At 41.3% G+C, this 17,507-nt stretch carries 15 protein-coding genes and 7 tRNA genes; 1 reads left to right on the forward strand and 21 read right to left on the reverse strand.

Annotation, left to right across the window (positions count from 1 at the left end; translation table 11 throughout):
* Positions 1-108 precede the first annotated feature (108 nt).
* A complete protein-coding gene (locus ROSEINA2194_RS17605) occupies positions 109-969 on the reverse strand; it encodes a patatin-like phospholipase family protein (RefSeq protein WP_007890235.1) in 861 nt (286 codons plus the stop codon).
* Between the two features lie 51 nt (positions 970-1,020).
* The gene (locus ROSEINA2194_RS17610; protein ID WP_007890236.1) at positions 1,021-1,506 is read right to left on the reverse strand and encodes an NfeD family protein; all 486 of its coding nucleotides are present in this window, start codon (positions 1,504-1,506) and stop codon (positions 1,021-1,023) included.
* Between the two features lie 428 nt (positions 1,507-1,934).
* On the opposite strand from ROSEINA2194_RS17610, the gene ROSEINA2194_RS17615 reads away from it, so the two are divergent.
* Positions 1,935-2,492, forward strand: coding sequence for a hypothetical protein (locus ROSEINA2194_RS17615; protein ID WP_007890237.1), 558 nt, complete (start codon positions 1,935-1,937; stop codon positions 2,490-2,492).
* 64 nt (positions 2,493-2,556) lie between these two features.
* Here the strand turns inward: ROSEINA2194_RS17615 and ROSEINA2194_RS17620 are convergent, their stop codons facing one another.
* From ROSEINA2194_RS17620 to ROSEINA2194_RS17715, 19 genes are all read right to left on the reverse strand, one after another.
* A complete protein-coding gene (locus tag ROSEINA2194_RS17620) occupies positions 2,557-3,663 on the reverse strand; it encodes a S66 family peptidase (protein ID WP_044928748.1) in 1,107 nt (368 codons plus the stop codon).
* Between the two features lie 210 nt (positions 3,664-3,873).
* Complete coding sequence (gene ttdB / locus ROSEINA2194_RS17625) at positions 3,874-4,500, reverse strand: L(+)-tartrate dehydratase subunit beta (RefSeq protein ID WP_007890239.1); 627 nt, start codon at positions 4,498-4,500, stop codon at positions 3,874-3,876.
* Positions 4,500-5,399, reverse strand: coding sequence for a L(+)-tartrate dehydratase subunit alpha (gene ttdA, locus ROSEINA2194_RS17630; protein WP_007890240.1), 900 nt, complete (start codon positions 5,397-5,399; stop codon positions 4,500-4,502). Before ttdA ends, ttdB begins: the two co-directional genes overlap by 1 nt.
* Before the next feature lie 101 nt (positions 5,400-5,500).
* Positions 5,501-6,766, reverse strand: a complete 1,266-nt coding sequence (locus ROSEINA2194_RS17635) for an SLC13 family permease (RefSeq protein WP_007890241.1) — start codon at positions 6,764-6,766, stop codon at positions 5,501-5,503.
* Between the two features lie 194 nt (positions 6,767-6,960).
* Positions 6,961-7,605, reverse strand: a complete 645-nt coding sequence (locus ROSEINA2194_RS17640; protein WP_007890242.1) for a GntR family transcriptional regulator — start codon at positions 7,603-7,605, stop codon at positions 6,961-6,963.
* A complete protein-coding gene (locus ROSEINA2194_RS17645; RefSeq protein ID WP_007890243.1) occupies positions 7,602-8,204 on the reverse strand; it encodes a GntR family transcriptional regulator in 603 nt (200 codons plus the stop codon). The genes ROSEINA2194_RS17640 and ROSEINA2194_RS17645 overlap by 4 nt, the downstream gene beginning before the upstream one ends.
* 129 nt (positions 8,205-8,333) lie before the next feature.
* Positions 8,334-9,644 carry an SLC13 family permease gene (locus ROSEINA2194_RS17650; RefSeq protein WP_252832740.1) on the reverse strand — a complete coding sequence of 437 codons (1,311 nt, stop codon included), beginning with the start codon at positions 9,642-9,644 and terminating at the stop codon, positions 8,334-8,336.
* A gap of 139 nt (positions 9,645-9,783) precedes the next feature.
* Positions 9,784-10,692: a LysR family transcriptional regulator gene (locus ROSEINA2194_RS17655; protein WP_007890245.1), complete on the reverse strand. Its 909-nt coding sequence runs from the start codon at positions 10,690-10,692 to the stop codon at positions 9,784-9,786.
* A gap of 402 nt (positions 10,693-11,094) precedes the next feature.
* Positions 11,095-12,093 carry a cytidylate kinase-like family protein gene (locus tag ROSEINA2194_RS17660; protein WP_007890246.1) on the reverse strand — a complete coding sequence of 333 codons (999 nt, stop codon included), beginning with the start codon at positions 12,091-12,093 and terminating at the stop codon, positions 11,095-11,097.
* Between the two features lie 30 nt (positions 12,094-12,123).
* The gene (locus ROSEINA2194_RS17665) at positions 12,124-13,467 is read right to left on the reverse strand and encodes a sodium:proton antiporter (protein WP_021922392.1); all 1,344 of its coding nucleotides are present in this window, start codon (positions 13,465-13,467) and stop codon (positions 12,124-12,126) included.
* A gap of 269 nt (positions 13,468-13,736) precedes the next feature.
* Positions 13,737-14,789, reverse strand: a complete 1,053-nt coding sequence (locus ROSEINA2194_RS17675) for a 3-deoxy-7-phosphoheptulonate synthase (protein WP_021922391.1) — start codon at positions 14,787-14,789, stop codon at positions 13,737-13,739.
* 183 nt (positions 14,790-14,972) lie between these two features.
* Positions 14,973-16,454, reverse strand: a complete 1,482-nt coding sequence (locus ROSEINA2194_RS17680) for a methyl-accepting chemotaxis protein (protein WP_007890250.1) — start codon at positions 16,452-16,454, stop codon at positions 14,973-14,975.
* A gap of 236 nt (positions 16,455-16,690) precedes the next feature.
* Positions 16,691-16,763: transfer RNA gene (locus tag ROSEINA2194_RS17685), tRNA-Lys, on the reverse strand.
* Positions 16,764-16,786: 23 nt separating this feature from the next.
* A tRNA-Phe gene (locus tag ROSEINA2194_RS17690) sits at positions 16,787-16,859 on the reverse strand.
* Positions 16,860-16,878: 19 nt separating this feature from the next.
* Positions 16,879-16,952 (reverse strand) — tRNA-Met (locus ROSEINA2194_RS17695).
* A 27-nt stretch (positions 16,953-16,979) separates the two neighbouring features.
* Positions 16,980-17,061: transfer RNA gene (locus tag ROSEINA2194_RS17700), tRNA-Tyr, on the reverse strand.
* Between the two features lie 60 nt (positions 17,062-17,121).
* A tRNA-Thr gene (locus tag ROSEINA2194_RS17705) sits at positions 17,122-17,194 on the reverse strand.
* 94 nt (positions 17,195-17,288) lie between these two features.
* Positions 17,289-17,361, reverse strand: a tRNA-Val gene (locus ROSEINA2194_RS17710).
* 6 nt (positions 17,362-17,367) lie between these two features.
* A tRNA-Asp gene (locus ROSEINA2194_RS17715) sits at positions 17,368-17,441 on the reverse strand.
* Between the last annotated feature and the right edge of the window lie 66 nt (positions 17,442-17,507).

Below are 17,507 nucleotides of genomic sequence, written 5' to 3' on the forward strand. Positions count from 1 at the left end.
GTTGTACCAGCCTTCTAAGTACCGGCGGCTCCCCAGTGTCTTTCATGTCTTTTGTCAATTTCTCACAATTCAATTTACATTTTCATGAGTTTCGCAATTGTCTATTTTCTATAAATCCTGACACTCCAGATATTTTCTCAGTTTTTTCATTTTTTCCCGACCGATGCGGTAGCCTTCCTCATAAAGTTCCCTGAGTTTCTTTGGATCAGACTCTGTACGTCCAACACCGAGCGTTGTCTCCGGTGCGATCACAAAAACTTTTCCCTGCTGCTCAAGCTCATCCAGTTTTTTTACATCCTCATTGTAACGCTCAGCCCTTGTATCCATGGCTTCCACGATTTTTGGATACTTTTTGTAAAGTTTGTCCGTGATCCGGATCGCTTTCTCAGTCGTTTTCACATAACCATGCTCTCTGGTAAGCACGACGATCAGTTTGTCGCAGCCCTCCTCCAAAGCATGCCGGAATGGGATAGAATCTGCGATTCCTCCATCCAGATAATAATGCCTTCCGATTTTGACCGGTTGAAATAAAATTGGAAGGGAACAGCTTGCCACCAGTGTATCTTTCATTTCCACGCTCTGTGGCACTTTCAGATACTCTGCTTTTCCGGTATGGATATTGGTCACACACGCCTCCACGACACCCTTGTATCCTGCAAAAGTTTCGTAGTCAAACGGCAGCAGCTTATTCGGTACTTCGTCAAAAACGAATCCAATGTTATAATAACTCTTCTTTTTGCGGTCAAACAGATATTTCAATCCCATGTACCGCTTATCTGCCATATATTCTTCTAAAATTTTCAGGTTACGTCCCTTCTGTTTTGACAGATACGACACACCAAATGCGATTCCTGCCGAGACACCGATAAAGTAATCCGGCATCAGTTCCTCTTCCAGAAATGCGTCCATCACACCGCAGGAAAATGCTGTCCGGCTCGCACCGCCTTCAAATACCATTCCTAATTTCATTTTTTTCACTTCTTTCTATCTCTCTGTCATACCATGTTGTCTGATTTTTGTTTACTGTTCTGATTCCTTTGGTGCTTCTGCTTCCTCTGCTTTTTTCGGCATTGCATCGCTCTCTGTCACATAAAGCGTCACGCCGCGGATTTCTTTTACCTTCACGATCATGCCGGCCTCAAAAGTTTTTCCATCTTCGTAGGCGCGCGCAGTCCATTCCTGTCCATTTAACACGGCGGTTCCGGTTCCCCTAATATTATCTACCGCCTCTGTCAGGCATACGTTCTTATCCACTGCTGCCTCATAATTTGTTTTCACAAGACGCGGCTTCATATATTTTAATGCCCATGGTCTTGTAAATACAAGCAGGATCACCGACACGACCACAAATGCTGCAAACTGCCATACCGGTCCAAGCCCGGCTGCGTCTACAAGCAATGCCACCACTGCTCCGCCTGCAAACCAGATGGAGGTAAGACCTACCGTGATGATCTCCACCACTGCAAATATAATAATCAATGCGATCCAGATAATTGCTGCTTCCATAATGATTCTCCTTTTTTTGTTTTGATACTTGGACAATTGCGAAACTCAATTTTACGTTATGAATATTACGAAAAGTTAACAATATCAACGAAAACACGCTTCCGCTACGTGTCACTCGCAACGGTACTAAGAAGCCAGTCACGACTAACAGTCGTTCCTGCCTTCTAAGGACCGGCGGTTCCTCAGTGTTTTCTTTTGCTCTTGTCAACTTTCCGTAATTTAATTCACGTCTTCTAAGAGTTTCGCAATTGTCTATATTTTGATATTACACATTATAAACGATTTATCGGAATTATACTAATTAATTTTATCTTACTGCCGATAAATATTATAGCAGAAGTATGAATATAACGAATTTAAGGATAGAGCATATGTTACTGGAATCAGGTACGAGTGAACAGTAACGAGATTATTCCACGGAGGGAATTATGGCAGCAGTTGCAGGAACCGGCACATCTCTGAGTGCCAGTTATTATCTTAGAAATTTTTATACAGCAAACCGTAACGCAGTCACTTCATCCAAGCGCAAAGAGATGACAGGCGGTACTCTTTCACAGGCGGATGCCACAGCGCTTCACCGTGCAGCGAAGAAGTTACGCAATTTTAATTATGAGGATGACACTACAGACAGTGCCAATATTTACGGAAGCGTCAACGCATTTATACAAGTTTACAATAACACGCTGTCATCCGGAAATAAAACAGATGACGCTTCTTTGAACCGTTACTCCAGATATCTGAAGTCACTTTCCAAAGAACATTCGAGTGAATTGTCCAGGATTGGGATCACCGTTAATTCCGATGGAAGCTTAAGTGCCAATGACAATCTGCTAAAATCAGCCAAAGTTTCCAAAGTCAAAACATTATTTGCTGATGATGCAGAATATATCACAAAGGTAAGCCGTTATTCCAAGAAAATGGCAGAAAAAGCTGACAGTGTTGTGCTAAGCGAAACACTTGGCAGCAATATCGATCTGACTTTATAGAAAAAAGACTGGTGCACGAAGCATGATGAACTATCATCCTCTTCGTGTTCCAGTCTTTTCTTCCTTATATATACTTCAAATCGATCGTGACATCATTCCCCTTCACGCAGACCTTTGCCATGCTTCCGCAGACAAGCGGCATCATCGGTGGTCTGTGTCCGATATCCATATCCATAATGATCGGCACTTCGAAATCTTTTAAAATGTCGGTCACTGCATGATAGTGATCGAGTCCCATCATCTCTTCCCCGATACAGCACGGACGTCCGATCAGGAAGCCTTTCACATGCTGAAACCATCCCGCATTTTTCATCTGCCACATGGCGCGCCGGATTCCCATCACATTCAGATCGCAGCATTCTAAGAACCAGATGATTCCGTCTTCTTTGTATTTCTCATTGAATTGGTTTACATAATCAAACTGTGTTCCCAGTAAATTTACGAGGCAGTCCACACAGCCGCCCACAAGGCGTCCCTCCATTTTTAATGACACATCCGGGTTCTCATTTCCGATATAAAGTTCTGTCTCGCCCTCTTTCCAAACCATCTCCGACTGCATTGCCTGTGCTATCTCCTTTCCCGGATAGATCACATGTCTGGATGGCTCTGTCACATTGTAAGGAACATAAGGATTTCCCTCATCTTTCAGATCGTCTTTTTCCCATGAAGGATAACTGTGCAATTTCTTTGTTTTACCTGTCAGAACATCCATTGTATCTGAAAGGCTCTCATGCCACGGCTCCATGCCAAAAGTTCCTGCGCATGGTCCATACACTGCTGCCGTATCACAGATCGTGCTGAGTAAAAATGTAAAATTCGTATTATCCGAATAACCCATATACCATTTCGGCGCCGCAGACTTGATTTTCTCAAAATCGACAAAATTCATCGTCTCGCACATCATTTCCCCTCCACCGCAGGAAATAAGAATGTCGTTATCCACGCTGCAATAGTAATCCGTCAGCTCTTTTCCACAAGCCTGTGGTGTATTACTGATGCCGATTCCTTCTGCCTCGTAGCAGTTCGGACCTAAGTCAAGCCCATAACCCATTTTCTGAAATTTTTTCTGCGCATTCAAAAACGCTGTATAATATGGTTCTGTCGCACAGCCAAACGACGGCGCCACAAAACCGATCGTCCCCTTTTCCGGTAAAAATTTTGGATATCTCATAAAATTGTCTCCTGTCATTTCATTTTGATCACAATATTCTTTCCTGCAAAGTACACTTATTATAGCAAATTTTTTATTTCAGGTAAATGGGGACTTAACACGATTGCCCGCATGAAAGCAATTTCATGCGGGCAATGGTCAGCGAAATTTATTTTCTTCAAACTTCCTATAAAATTCGGAAGTCAGAATACGTTAAAGAATTTGTTTGTATTATTTGATAAATCCGACCTGTTTGCAGATTTCCTCTGTTGCAGCATCTTTTCTCTTATTAAATTCTACTTTCTGCTGCTCAAACCAGTTATTTCCCTCTGTGTCGATAGATACGATCAGTGGTCCGAACTCTTTGACACGGCAGTTCCAGAGTGTCTCTGGCATTCCAAGGTCTCTCCACTCAGCACGTACAATCTCTTCTACCTCTGTTGCAGCCACAACAGCGTTTCCGGCTGGGAATACACAGTGGATCGCTTTGAACTCTTTACATGCGCGCTCGGTATTCTCTTTCATACCACCTTTTCCGATGATCACTCTGACACCTGTCTCTTTTACGAATTCGTACTCGAATTTTTCCATACGCATGGAAGTTGTAGGACCTACGGAAACCATCTCAAATTTGTCATTCTCTAATGGACGGATAATTGGTCCTGCATGGAAAATCGCATTATTTCTTACATCTACCGGAATTTCTCTTCCTTCTTCTACGACACGGCGGTGTGCTACATCACGGCATGTTGTCATGCTTCCGTTTAAATAAATGATATCGCCGATTTTGATTCCTTCTAAATCCTCTGCTGAAACTGGTGTTGTTAAAATTGTTTTTCCATTGATTCTCTCTACCATTATAATTCCACCCCCGTATGTGTTGTGATTGTATAATTAAGATCTTTATCAAAAATAATGTGTCCTCTTCTGTGGCTCCAGCATCCGACATTGACTGCGACACCAATTGTGGATGGATGACGGGCTGTGTTCTCGATATTAACGCCCATAACAGAATATTTTCCGCCCATTCCCTGAGGTCCAAGGCCGATCTTGTTGATTCCATCCTCAAGCAATGTCTCCATCTTGGCTGCACGCTCGTTCTCATTGTGGGAACCGATCGGACGCATTAATGCTTTCTTGGAAAGTAATGCTGCTGTCTCAACAGAAGTTGCAACACCGACACCCACTAACAATGGAGGACATGCGTTCAAACCATAAGTTGTCATAACATCCATAACGAATTTGGTAACACCCTCGTAACCTTCACCTGGCATTAATACCATTGCTTTTCCTGGAAGGGTACATCCTCCGCCTGCCATGTATGTATAGATTTCACATTTGTCACTATTTGGTACAATATCCCAGAATACAGTAGGTGTTCCTTTACCAACGTTCTTACCTGTGTTGTACTCATCGAATGTCTCAACACTGTTGTGACGTAATGGCGCTTTAAATGTTGCTTTTACAACAGCTTCTTTCAATAATCCCTCTAACTCATCGATAAGTGGGAACTTTGTTCCGCATTTTACCCAGAACTGTAAAACACCAGTATCCTGGCAGCTTGGACGGTTTAATTCAACCGCAAGACGCTGGTTCTCGAACATCGTATCATAAATTGTTTTGGATAATGGACTGTCCTCTTTGTCTCTTAACTCTGTGAGCTTTGCGATGACATCATCTGGTAATTTTTTTGCTATATGAGCGATGAAATTTGCCATATAGTTGGTAAGCTGTTCTACCTGTTTTTCGTTTGACATAATTCGTTCCTCCTGAAAAATAATATAGATTCTTTTTATAAGGTTTTGGCTGTACTGTGCCGTTCACACAATACCGTCCATTTTTTATCATCAATATCCGCTTATGGAAAAAACGGATATAAGATTGGCAGTAAAATCATGCTGACTACAGTTGCCACAAGGATCAGCGGCACGCCTGCTTTTGCGTAATCTTTGAAAGTATATCCTCCGGCTGTCACGACCATCGTGTTTGCCGGCATACCGATTGGTGTTGCATATGCACAGGAACCTCCGATGACACATGCCATCAAAACTGCTCTTGGATCTGCGCCCATTCCCTGTGCAATGGAAACACAGATTGGAGCCATCAGTGCGGTGGTAGCGGTGTTTGACATAAAGTTTGTCAGTACACAGCAGAGCATAAATACTACGAATGTAAGTACATACGGGGATGGGTTCTCACCCAGAACTCCGATCACTGCTTTTGCGATATCCTCTCCTGCTCCGGTTGTCTGCAATGCAGATGCAAGAGAAAGTGTTCCTCCGAAAAGGAAAATTGTTTTCAGATCAATGGATTTCAGTGCGTTTTTCTCACTGATCACTCCGGTTAAGATCAATGCCAGTGCTCCGATACATCCTGTAATACAAAGCTTGATACCAATCTGATCTTCAAAGATCATTCCGAGTAATGTCAGGATCAGAATGATGAGTGACAATGCTTGTTTCCACTTTGGAACATTGGAAAAATCTTTCTGTTCATCATAGCTGCTGTCTGTTCCGCCTGTTTTGTTCGGCAGTAATTTATATCCGAAAAATGCAAAGTAAATAATCCCACAGACTAAAATTGGAAGTCCGACCTTCGCATATTCAAAAAAGCTAAAACTCATGTCCATCTCTTCCATCACGGACTGTGCAATCAGGTTTCCCGGCGCTCCGATCAAAGAAAGGTTGCCTCCCATCGCTGCTGCAAATACAAGCGGCATTAAAAGCCTTGATCTTGAATATCCTGACTTTGCTGCAATTCCGATAACTACCGGAATTAAAACTGCTGCTGTTCCTGTGTTGGAAAGCACACCGCTCATCAATCCTACAATAATCATGATCGCAATGATAAGCTGTCTCTCTGTCTTGGCAAAATGTGTAACCACTCCGCCAATCTTATTTGCCATACCTGTTTCAAACAATGCTCCCCCGACAATAAACATTGCCACGAACAAAATGACATTGCTGTCGATAAACCCTGCAAATGCTGTTTTCCAGTCTAACACCCCTGTTACGACAAGACCGACACAGATGATCATGGATGTTACCCCAAGTGGAATCTTTTCCCACACAAACATTACAATGGCAAACAATAAAAATAATAACGTTATTGTTGCTGGACTCATATCATTCCTTCTCCCTTCATCTTTTTGATATGTGATAATGTATCCATTTGTTGATTACACAATATAACAAAAAACCGAAGTCGTCAACTGTTTTTGACAACTTCGGCATTTTCTATAATTTTATATTTTCTTTTTTGTGCATTATTTATCAATAACCTCGATTCCGGTTTTGCACGAAAAATATTTTTTTCACATCACTGATAGTAAGTCAGCATATCGTCCCGGCTTCGCATAATATGTGCGTACATTTCTTTTTTGGCGCGCTCACCATCTCCTGCTGCAATTGCGTCCATGATCCTGCCATGTTCCTCGATGGAAATCTTTGCATACTCTTGTTCCGTCACCATATTTCCCATAGACAACCCATTCCATAGTTCTGCGATCATATTTTCCATCTTTTTATTTCCGGCTGCTGCCCAGATTTCACTGTGAAACTCCCGGTTCTGGCTCGCATACTGACTGTAATCTCCATTTTCCAAAGCAGCTTTGGATTCCTCATAAGAATCTCTGATACCGCTGATATCCACACCTTCTTCTGCTGCAAGCCCGGCACACGCACTCTCCAAAATCGCCCGCAGCTGATAATGTTCCCTGATATAAGTGTCTGTAATCCCTAAAACAATTGCGCCCTTGTTCTGCCGCAGCTTAATCAGTCCATCTCTCGCAAGAATCTGAAATGCTTCTCTTACAGGTGTAATCGAGACATTCAGCTGAGTTGCCACACTGTCTAAAGAAAGGATTTCTCCCTCTTTCATCTTTCTTGACAAAATTGCTTTCCGCAGCTCCGATGCTACCTTTTCCTTAGCAGATGGTATTTTTATCGGTTTCAAACCATTCATTTCTCAAAACCTCTTTCTTTTTTCACATTTTCTGTCAGTAATCTATAATATTCCTCCAGTGCGACTTCCATCACGATGGTATCTTTTCTGCAATATGCACTGTGAACAGTTTCAAGTTTATTCCGTCTGAGCTGTTTCTGCTCCGGATCTTTTCCCATTTCTGTCTCTTCCGATGCAAAACGGATATAACAGTCTGCCGATGTCTCTAAAAGCCTGCGGAAAAGTCCGTTTGTGATCGTTCCATAGACAAATTCATGGAACTTCTCTTCTGCATCTTCGCCCTCTGCTGAGTACACCCATTCAAAGGACATCTCTGCAAGGTCTTTTAATGCTTTCTTTTCCACATTTCCGAACATATCAAATATTTCTTCAATATTTCTTTCCGAAAAATCTGCCACCACAACATGGCGGGTTGCAAGTCGCCTTACAAGTCCCTGCTCCTCTAAAATCTGTAGTGCCTCACGGACCGGCATTCTCGAATAGCCAAGTTTCTCTGACAATTCCTCCTGGCGAAGCGGCTGTCCTGCCTCCATTCTTCCTGATAAAATCTCATTTTGTATTGCTTCTGCGATATAATCGCAGGTACGTTTGTTTTTCATTTCTTTCTCCTTTTAGTACGTTTCATTTGTGCACTGCTCATAGCTTTATATATAATGTATCCAATTTCCCCTTATTTGTAAATAAAAACCTTTTGAAACACAAAAAGGAAGCTGATTTTTCTATAAAAATCAACTTCCCTGCTTTTCTTTTATTTTTCTATCCCTTAATAAAACGGAAACATCAACGGCATTAAAAAAAATCGTCATAATCGCAAGAATCACTGCCAAAGGTGTACCACATTTCAAATAGTCTTTCAATGTATATCCGCCCGGTTCAATGATCATGATCTGGCACGGTGCTGCCATCGGCGTCATGATAGAAATGCAGCTTGCGGTGAGTACACCCACAACGGCTGCTCTCGGATCAATCCCAATTTTCATACAGGCCGATACAACAAGTGGAATGAAAATCGTAAGTGTTGCCAGATTCGACATGATCTGGGTAAGTAAAAATGGAATCAGGAAAAATACCGCCATGATCAGATACGGATTCGTTGTATTTCCAATCAGACTGATCATCCAGTCCGCCACGACATCCCCTGCACCTGTAATTTTGATCGCCTCTGATAAGGTCAACACCCCTGCAAATAAAAAGATTGTCGGCTGATGAATGGAATCCAATGCCTCTTTTTCGTTTAAAATTCCACTTAATACAAGCAAAACAGCACCAATGCATGCAACAATATACATCGGGATTCCAATCACACTTTCCAAAAGCATTGCAAGGATTGTGACAAGGATAATGCCAATCGCAAGTTTTTCCTTAACCGGACTTAATTTTGCAGATTTCTTTCCGGTATGTTCACTGTCTGCAAACTTATTATTATCAATATCTGGCATTAACTTATATCCAACAAACGTCATATATAAAATTGACACCACAAGCAATGGGATTCTTGCAATTGTAAAATCCCAGATATAAAGCTCATTTGGTGCTCCTGCCTTTGCCATAATATCAATCCATGTGATATTGCTCGCCCCCTGTCCCAAAAAGGTCATCGAAGTCGCAATATTGGCACAGGCCATCGCAGGATACAACAGTTTGCTTCTGCTTGTGCCAATCTCATTTGCAATTCCAACCAGAAGTGAGATCATGATCGCAGCCGTCGCTGTCGCGCTCGTGATACTTGCAAGCAGCGATGAGGCAATACATGCCAGAAAAATCAGCATTTTCGGATTATCCTTGTAGCGGACAACCAGCTGCTCCGCCTTATCGATCAGACTTGTTTTCGTAAGTCCTGCTCCAATGACAAACATTGCCACAAACATGACCACATTTGTGTTGATAAATCCACTGAATGCCTCCGCAGGTTCCATCACTCCTGTCATGATGAGCGATAGCATAATTCCGGCTGAAATCACGGAAAACGGAATTTTTCCTGTGATAAAAGCAACGATCGTAAGCACTAAAATAAGTAACGTAATTTCTAACGGTGTCATCTGTTCCTCCAACTTTTCCTGAGTATGATAATTTTTTAACAAGTATAACTATCATATGTCAGAAGTGCCAGAAAGTACAGTTCCTTATTTTCACATAATATGTCCTTCAACTACATATTATTATTTCCAGTATATGCTGCTACCGGATTGCTTCACAGATAATCTCATACAGCTTTTCCATCTCCGTTTTTAATACGGTATCTTTCATATAAATCAGGTCAATTTCAATCTGAATCGGTGTATCTCCGATTGATAAAGGTACAATTTCTTTTGAAAACGGGTTATTAAAAATCATATGATCCAACGTGATCATAATTGCTTCATGGTACGCCACACAGGACAATCCCGTTCTTGTCCCACTGATCTGATATACAACATTAGGTTTTAAATGGTAATGTCCATAAATTTCATCTGCGTGCTGCCGAAACGGTGACCCCGGTAAAAGCATGACATTTTCCTCTTTTTCACACGCTTTAAGGTCAACCCACGGATACTGAAATCCTTCCTTCGCCACCGCCAGCGTTGCCAGATGATGATTTTTACCGACTGCCATGACAAACTCACACATTTTAACCGGGCGGTATTCCAGATCAGCATCCTTCTGGTCAATTGTTGCCAGCACCACATCCACCTGCTGTTTTTTCAACAGCTCCATCAGCTCTCCTGTTGAATACTCCTGTAAAATAATTTTTACTGCCGGAAAACTCTCCTGAAACTTTGGAATGATATCTTTTAAAACAAGATCTGAAAAAGACGGCTGCACACCGATACGTATCATGCCGTGGCTCATACTGGAAAACCGCTCCATCTGAATTGTGATCTCTTTCTGGATTGTTTCGATCTCCTTACATCTGTCCACATAATACTCGCCTGCCGCCGTCAGCACAAAACGTTTCCCGATCCTGTGAAATAACTGCACATTCAGTTCTTCCTCCCTCGCCTGGACAAACTTACTCAACGCAGAAGGTGTAATATAAAGATTATTCGCTGCTTTCGTAATCCCTCCACATTTTGCAACTTCCAAAATATACTGCACATTCTTATCCATCCAGATATCCTCCCTCTTTTCAGGTTTCTAAAACTTCTCCCAGTAACAATTCGTTGATGCAATGAATGAAATAGAAAAAAAACCTACCACAGTTTCATATGGTAGATTCTTTTCATTACACTACGAAGTCGTACATTTTATGTACTCTGCAAAAGGGTTGTATGAATATGTTTCTAGGAGAAGAATAACATATACAATTGGGTAACTCAAAAGCGTATGCCATGGCACTGGCATCTCTTTCTCTGTTATACTAACGTATAATTCGCGAGAAGTAAAGTTTATATTTTTCGACATTTATGTCGTATAACTACATATTTTTAAAAATACTCTTTGAGGATATTTCATTGCAAAAAAAGAACTGCAGACATCTGTCCACAGTCCTCTTTCTGCCATCGCATTTATTTAGCTGTTTGGATATTTATTGATCATACGCTCGATCAATTCTACTGACTCTTCAATACCGTAGCTTGCACTGTTGATGCATAAATCATAGTTAACAGCATCTCCCCACTTCTTACCGGTATAATCAAAATAATATTTTGCATGCTTTGCATCTAATTTTACCAGAAGGTGTGCTGCCTGTTTATAATTTAAGTTGTGCAGTTCCATCATACGACGTACACGCTGTTCAAAGGAAGCTGTAATAAAAATACTGATATGTGGGATTCGATGGTTTGTAAGTACAACATCCGCACATCTTCCCATTACAATAAAATCTTCCTTCTTTGCCATCTCACAGATCAGATCACTCTGATTGAAGAAAATAGCATCCTGAACTGGAAGTCCATGATATTTCTTGAAATTCTTGAAGAACTTTCCAACACCTGTTTTTTTTGCAATCTTTCCTTTGAGTTCTTCTACATAATTGCTATGATCTTCAATATCTTCTTTCTCTGCATCCATTTTTTTCAAAACCTGATCAAAAATTTCTGCATCATAGTAATTGATCTTCAACTTGTCTGCCAGCGCAAAACCGATATCGGTTCCGGCGCTTCCATGTGTACGTCCAATACAGATGATCAAATGATCATCCGGTGAAAACTTCTGTCTTAAATTGGAAGTATTCAAAGCCGCAAGATTTTCATTGATAATATCAACGCTTCCAAAACTGTCCGGAATCGCTGCAATTTTTTTCAAAATCTCATTGTACTGTGTCATCATTCTGTGATGATCTTCTTTATTCTTAATAGTTCTCGCCATATTGCCGATCAATGCAATATCGCTTCGGATCTCATGCCCCTGTGGTCTTGTGATCAGAAGTCTGGTGATCTCTTCAACGCAGGTTGCCTCATCTCCGGTAAAAGTTCTACCAAGAGAAGAACCTACACACTCATATACCTCTTTATCTAACTGATAGATCTGCTTTGCGATCTCGTAACAATTCTCTCTATTTTTTTCCATGACTCATCATACCTTTCTATCACTGCAATTTTATAAGAAGAATACCAGCATATCAATAAAGAATACAGGTACTAAAATACACAGTGACCAGCCCATATATCCGAAGAAGGATGGCATACGGATACCGTTTTCATCAGAAATAGATTTTACCATAAAGTTTGGCGCATTTCCAATGTAAGTGTTAGCTCCCATAAATACCGCACCACAGGAAATTGCCGTAAGGATCTTTACAGAGATGGTACCAACTGTAGTAACAATACCTGATGTGAATCCAAGTGTTCCTGCTGTTGTGAGGAATACCAGATAGGTTGGTGTGTTATCCAAAAAGCTGGAAAGGAATCCGGTTGCCCAGAACATCTGGTATGGCTCGGTAATTCCAAGGTTAGGTCCCATTGTTTTAAGTAATGCAAGCGCCGGCTGCATTGTGATAAAAATGCCGATAAATAATATTGCAACTTCCTGGATCGCACCCCACGTAAAGTGGTTCTGGGTACGTATCTTCTCGTTTGTTGTCTTGAATGACAGCAGTGCAGCTAAAAGAATAATTGCAATTTCAATCATTGCCGGGAATGTCAATTTCACAGATTTATAAATTGTAATTCCAAGTACGTTTCCGGCTGCATCCTGGAACATTGGCAGACTTGGAAGCGTACCGCTTAAAATAACAGCCACAACGATCGCTACAAGGAAAACTATATTATGTAAACCTTCTACTTTGATATCTACACCCGGTTTGCTGATATCCGGACGTAAACCATTCGCAATATCCTTGCGATACTGTTTCTTATCAATTAAGTAGAAAATGATCAATAATAAAATCATATTGAAAATTAAAATCGGGAACAAGTGTAAGCTCCAGAAGAATGGAACACCACGCATAAATCCCATTAAAAGTGGTGGATCGCCGATAGGTGTCAGACATCCACCCATATTGGAGATCATGAAAATAAAAAATATCATGATCTGTGCTTTGTTTTTTCTCCATGAATTCATCTTGATCATCGGGCGGACAAGCAGCATACTTGCACCGGTTGTACCGATACAGCTCGATAATAAAGTTCCGAATGCTAAAAATAAAGCATTCACAGCAGGAGAACCTGCAAGGTTACCCTCCAGCGTAATATTTCCGGATACACAGAACAGACCGAATAATAAAACGATAAAGGTCAGATAATCATTCACGATACACTCTAACACTGTTTCGGTCGTCTCTCCTGCGCCGTTTAACACGATAGACGGGATAATAAAAAGCAATGACCACACGATCACTGCCAAAGCCTGATGTTTTTCCCACCACTCAGGCTTTACCAATGGCATTACCGCAATGCAGAGCAATAAACCTGCAAACGGAATGCAAAGTAATAAACTGTTCATGTTTTGCACCTCTTCTTTTTTACATATTCAAATTCAAACCCATGTCAATATTATCAGATTTTCCAAAATTTTCAACTTTTTTCTAACTAAAATCCGGTCAAGAACTACATATAAGTAAAACTGTATTTTTTTCTGCTACAAAATGACGGTCGTGTGATATCAATATCTGATGGTTTCCATGCAAAAAGTGGACACTTGTTGGTTCTATTTTAAAAATTGCACAAAAAAGATCGTTACAAAGCTCCTCTGCAACGATCTTTTCAGCAATTTTACCATAAATCTGCCAACTCATAAATCAGCTTTTCTGTTTTCTCCCATCCAAGACAAGGATCTGTGATGGATTTTCCATAGCAGTGTTCGCCAACTTTCTGGGCACCATCCTCAATATAACTCTCGATCATAAGTCCTTTTACCAGATTATGAATCTCTTTTGACACTTTACAACTATGTAATACATCTTTGCTGATACGAATCTGTTCCATAAACTGTTTTCCTGAGTTAGAATGATTGGTATCCACGATGACCGCCGGATTTGCGAGGGTTGTCTGCTGTGATGCGTTGACATCCTCATAATGTTCTAATAAATTCTGTAGATCTTCATAATGATAATTTGGAATATTACGTCCAAACTTGTCCACATATCCGCGTAAAATAGCGTGTGCATATGGATTTCCGGTTGTTGTCACTTCCCAGCCCCGGTATAAAAACGTATGTCCGTGCTGTGCAGCGATCATGGAATTCATCATAACAGAAATATCCCCGCCTGTCGGATTCTTCATTCCGACCGGAATCCCAACTCCACTTGCAGTCAGACGATGCTGCTGGTCTTCTACGGAACGTGCACCTACTGCCACATAAGACAACAAATCAGACAAATATCTGTGATTCTCCGGGTAGAGCATTTCATCTGCACAGGTAAATCCGGTTTCTTTTACCGCTCTCGTATGCAGTTCCCGGATTGCAATGATTCCTTTTAACATATCCTCTTTTTTCTCCGGATCCGGCTGATGCAGCATTCCTTTATATCCAACGCCGATCGTTCTCGGCTTATTGGTATAAATACGGGGAATTATAAAAATTTTATCCTTCACTTTTTCCTGAACCGTTCTCAATCTGGATATATAGTCAATAACAGCATCTTCATTATCTGCGGAGCAGGGACCGATCACTAAAATCAGCCTGTCATCTTTTCCCTCAAAAATATTGCGTATCTCTTCATCTCTCTGGGCTTTCACTGCCACAACTTCTGTACTTACCGGAAACTGCTCTTTCAACTCCTGTGGTGTTGGCAGTTTCCGTAAAAATTCCATCTCCATTTCCATTGGTACATCCTCCATGTGTAACTCCAAGCCTGCATAAAAACTTCTCTTTGCCAGTATCTATCGTCATACACTCTGTGCTATCTACATCTTATGCAGTTTTATTTTCGTACTTCAACGCATTGAAGTATTCTTTTTTTATCATAATAGTTTCACAGGAATCCGTCAAGTGCTAATTCTTGTTTATTACTGGTTTTCATTATTTTCTACTGAGTTTTTCAAATCCTCTGCCAGTAAATAAATATTTTCCAGCACTTTTTTACAATTGGACATCTTCTCCACTGTAATGTCTGCCGTGCGGAGACCCTCGGTGGAAGAAGCTGCTACCTCCTCACCTGTTGCAGACAAATGCGTGATGTTATCTGAGATCACTCCTGTCGCATCCAGTATTTTTTGAATACTCTGTTCTGCAACATCGATATTTCCCATTAAAACTTCCACTGCATTACCAACATCATTAAATTTATCTCTGGTATCATCGATCAGTTGATTCTGCTTCTCTACAGATTCTGCCGCTGTCATGATGCTGTCATTCGCACGTTTTGTATCTTCATTCAATTTCTGGATGATCTCTGTAATATTTGCAGAAGCATCCTTCGTCTGCTCTGAAAGCTGACGGATTTCATCTGCCACGACTGCGAAACCTTTTCCGGCTTCACCGGCTCTTGCTGCTTCAATAGACGCATTCAGGGCAAGCAGATTGGTCTGATTTGAAATGTTAATGATGGAATCGACAAATGTTTTTACTTCCTCCACTTTATCGGTCAGGCTTCTGATCACATCCACCGTCACCTGACTCGCATCTGCAACGTTCACGGCCTGTTCCTTCAATTCACTGACAACACCGGCACCTTCTTTCACATTGTCATTCGTCTTATGTGATGCCTCGATCATTTCTTTGATGCCCTGCTCTGCCTGATCGGTATTCCCCTGAATATCAGAACACATAACCGCCTGTTTCTGGATCGCTTCCGCTGTGCTTTCTGTGCTGTCTGCAATTTCCTGAATGGAACTGTGACTCACATTAATGGATTCCTGCAGACCGTCAAGCATATCCATTGCCTCTCCAAAATGCTTGGAAATATTCTCTGCAACGATGATCATCTTTTTATTACTATCCTTCTGGATATCCGATGCATTTTGAATTTCTGCAAGATTTTCTTTAAAGAAACACTCGAGCAGACGCTCTGCACTATTGCAGGCATATGCGGTCAGCAATAATACAAACAGCCCAATCACATTATTCTGCAGATCTGATCCGTCACCCAGAAAGCATCTGACTAAATGAACTACAATGGAAACCAGCGCAATACCATTTGTCACCATCACAATTTTCTTGTCCAGATAAACCATTGCAACGATCAGTAGCGGCAGACCATATGTCCATGTTCCAACGGTTGTGTTCAATTGGACAATCACGAAATAACCTATCATCATCGACAGTGTCATGATTACCGCACATGTGCGTGTTGTTCTTTTACCAAGATATGCTACAACCGAGATAACGATAACTGCTGCCGCCGTGACTGCCTCCATCACAATCTTTGCCGCATGTCCGCCCTGACTGACGCCCAATGCTAACATAAGGGTAGCTGCTATGTATCCAAAAACAACCACTATTGCAAGCAGTACTCTTTTATTCGCTCTGGAATATTGTTCTTCATTCATATAACTTCCTCTTTTCTGGTTAAAATGTATTTTTCGTGCTATGCCCTATTATACTACAATGTATTTTGCTTATCTACATTTTTTGTATATTTTGCATAACTTTGGAATAATTATACGTAAACAAATCATTATTTTGACAGTTAAATATTGTTTAGATTCATTACAATTCCTGCTTTTTTCACGCAAAAATAGCGGTAAACCATGAAGTTACTGGCTTAACCGCTATTTTAAACCGATGAGACATCGGGGATTCGAACCCCGGACAACTTGATTAAAAGTCAAGTGCTCTACCAACTGAGCTAATATCCCATAATATCTTATTTTCTTTTCAATGCCCAGTTCCGGAATCGAACCAGAGACACAAGGATTTTCAGTCCTTTGCTCTACCAACTGAGCTAACTGGGCATAATGCCTAAGCATTGAGTTGCGGGAATAGGATTTGAACCTATGACCTTCGGGTTATGAGCCCGACGAGCTTCCAGACTGCTCCATCCCGCGATAAGTGTTATCTTCTAAAAAGAAGAATGGGCAGAGGTGGATTCGAACCACCGAAGCAAGTTGCAGCAGATTTACAGTCTGTCCCCTTTGGCCACTCGGGAATCTGCCCATTTATCACAAAACAATATAAAATTGATTTGCTTCACTCTTCAATTACTTGAATCGTGAAAGCCGATGATCGGACTCGAACCGATAACCTGCTGATTACAAATCAGCTGCTCTGCCAATTGAGCCACATCGGCATATATCATCAGCTGATTTGTAATCAGCTGCTCTGCCTACAATTGACTCGTTTCTCGTCAATTGTCGAGAAATGAGCCACATCGGCATAAGAAATGGAAGTTACAGGGCTCGAACCTGTGACCCTCTGCTTGTAAGGCAGATGCTCTCCCAGCTGAGCTAAACTTCCATTAAGCGACCCAAGCGGGACTCGAACCCGCGACCTCCGCCGTGACAGGGCGGCGCTCTAACCAACTGAGCCATTAGGCCATTAAAGGTATTATACCTTAGAATGCAACATTTGTACATTCAAAACTTCATACAGATTCCGAGTTT

It is taken from the genome of Roseburia inulinivorans DSM 16841 (assembly GCF_000174195.1).
GTDB lineage: Bacteria > Bacillota > Clostridia > Lachnospirales > Lachnospiraceae > Roseburia > Roseburia inulinivorans.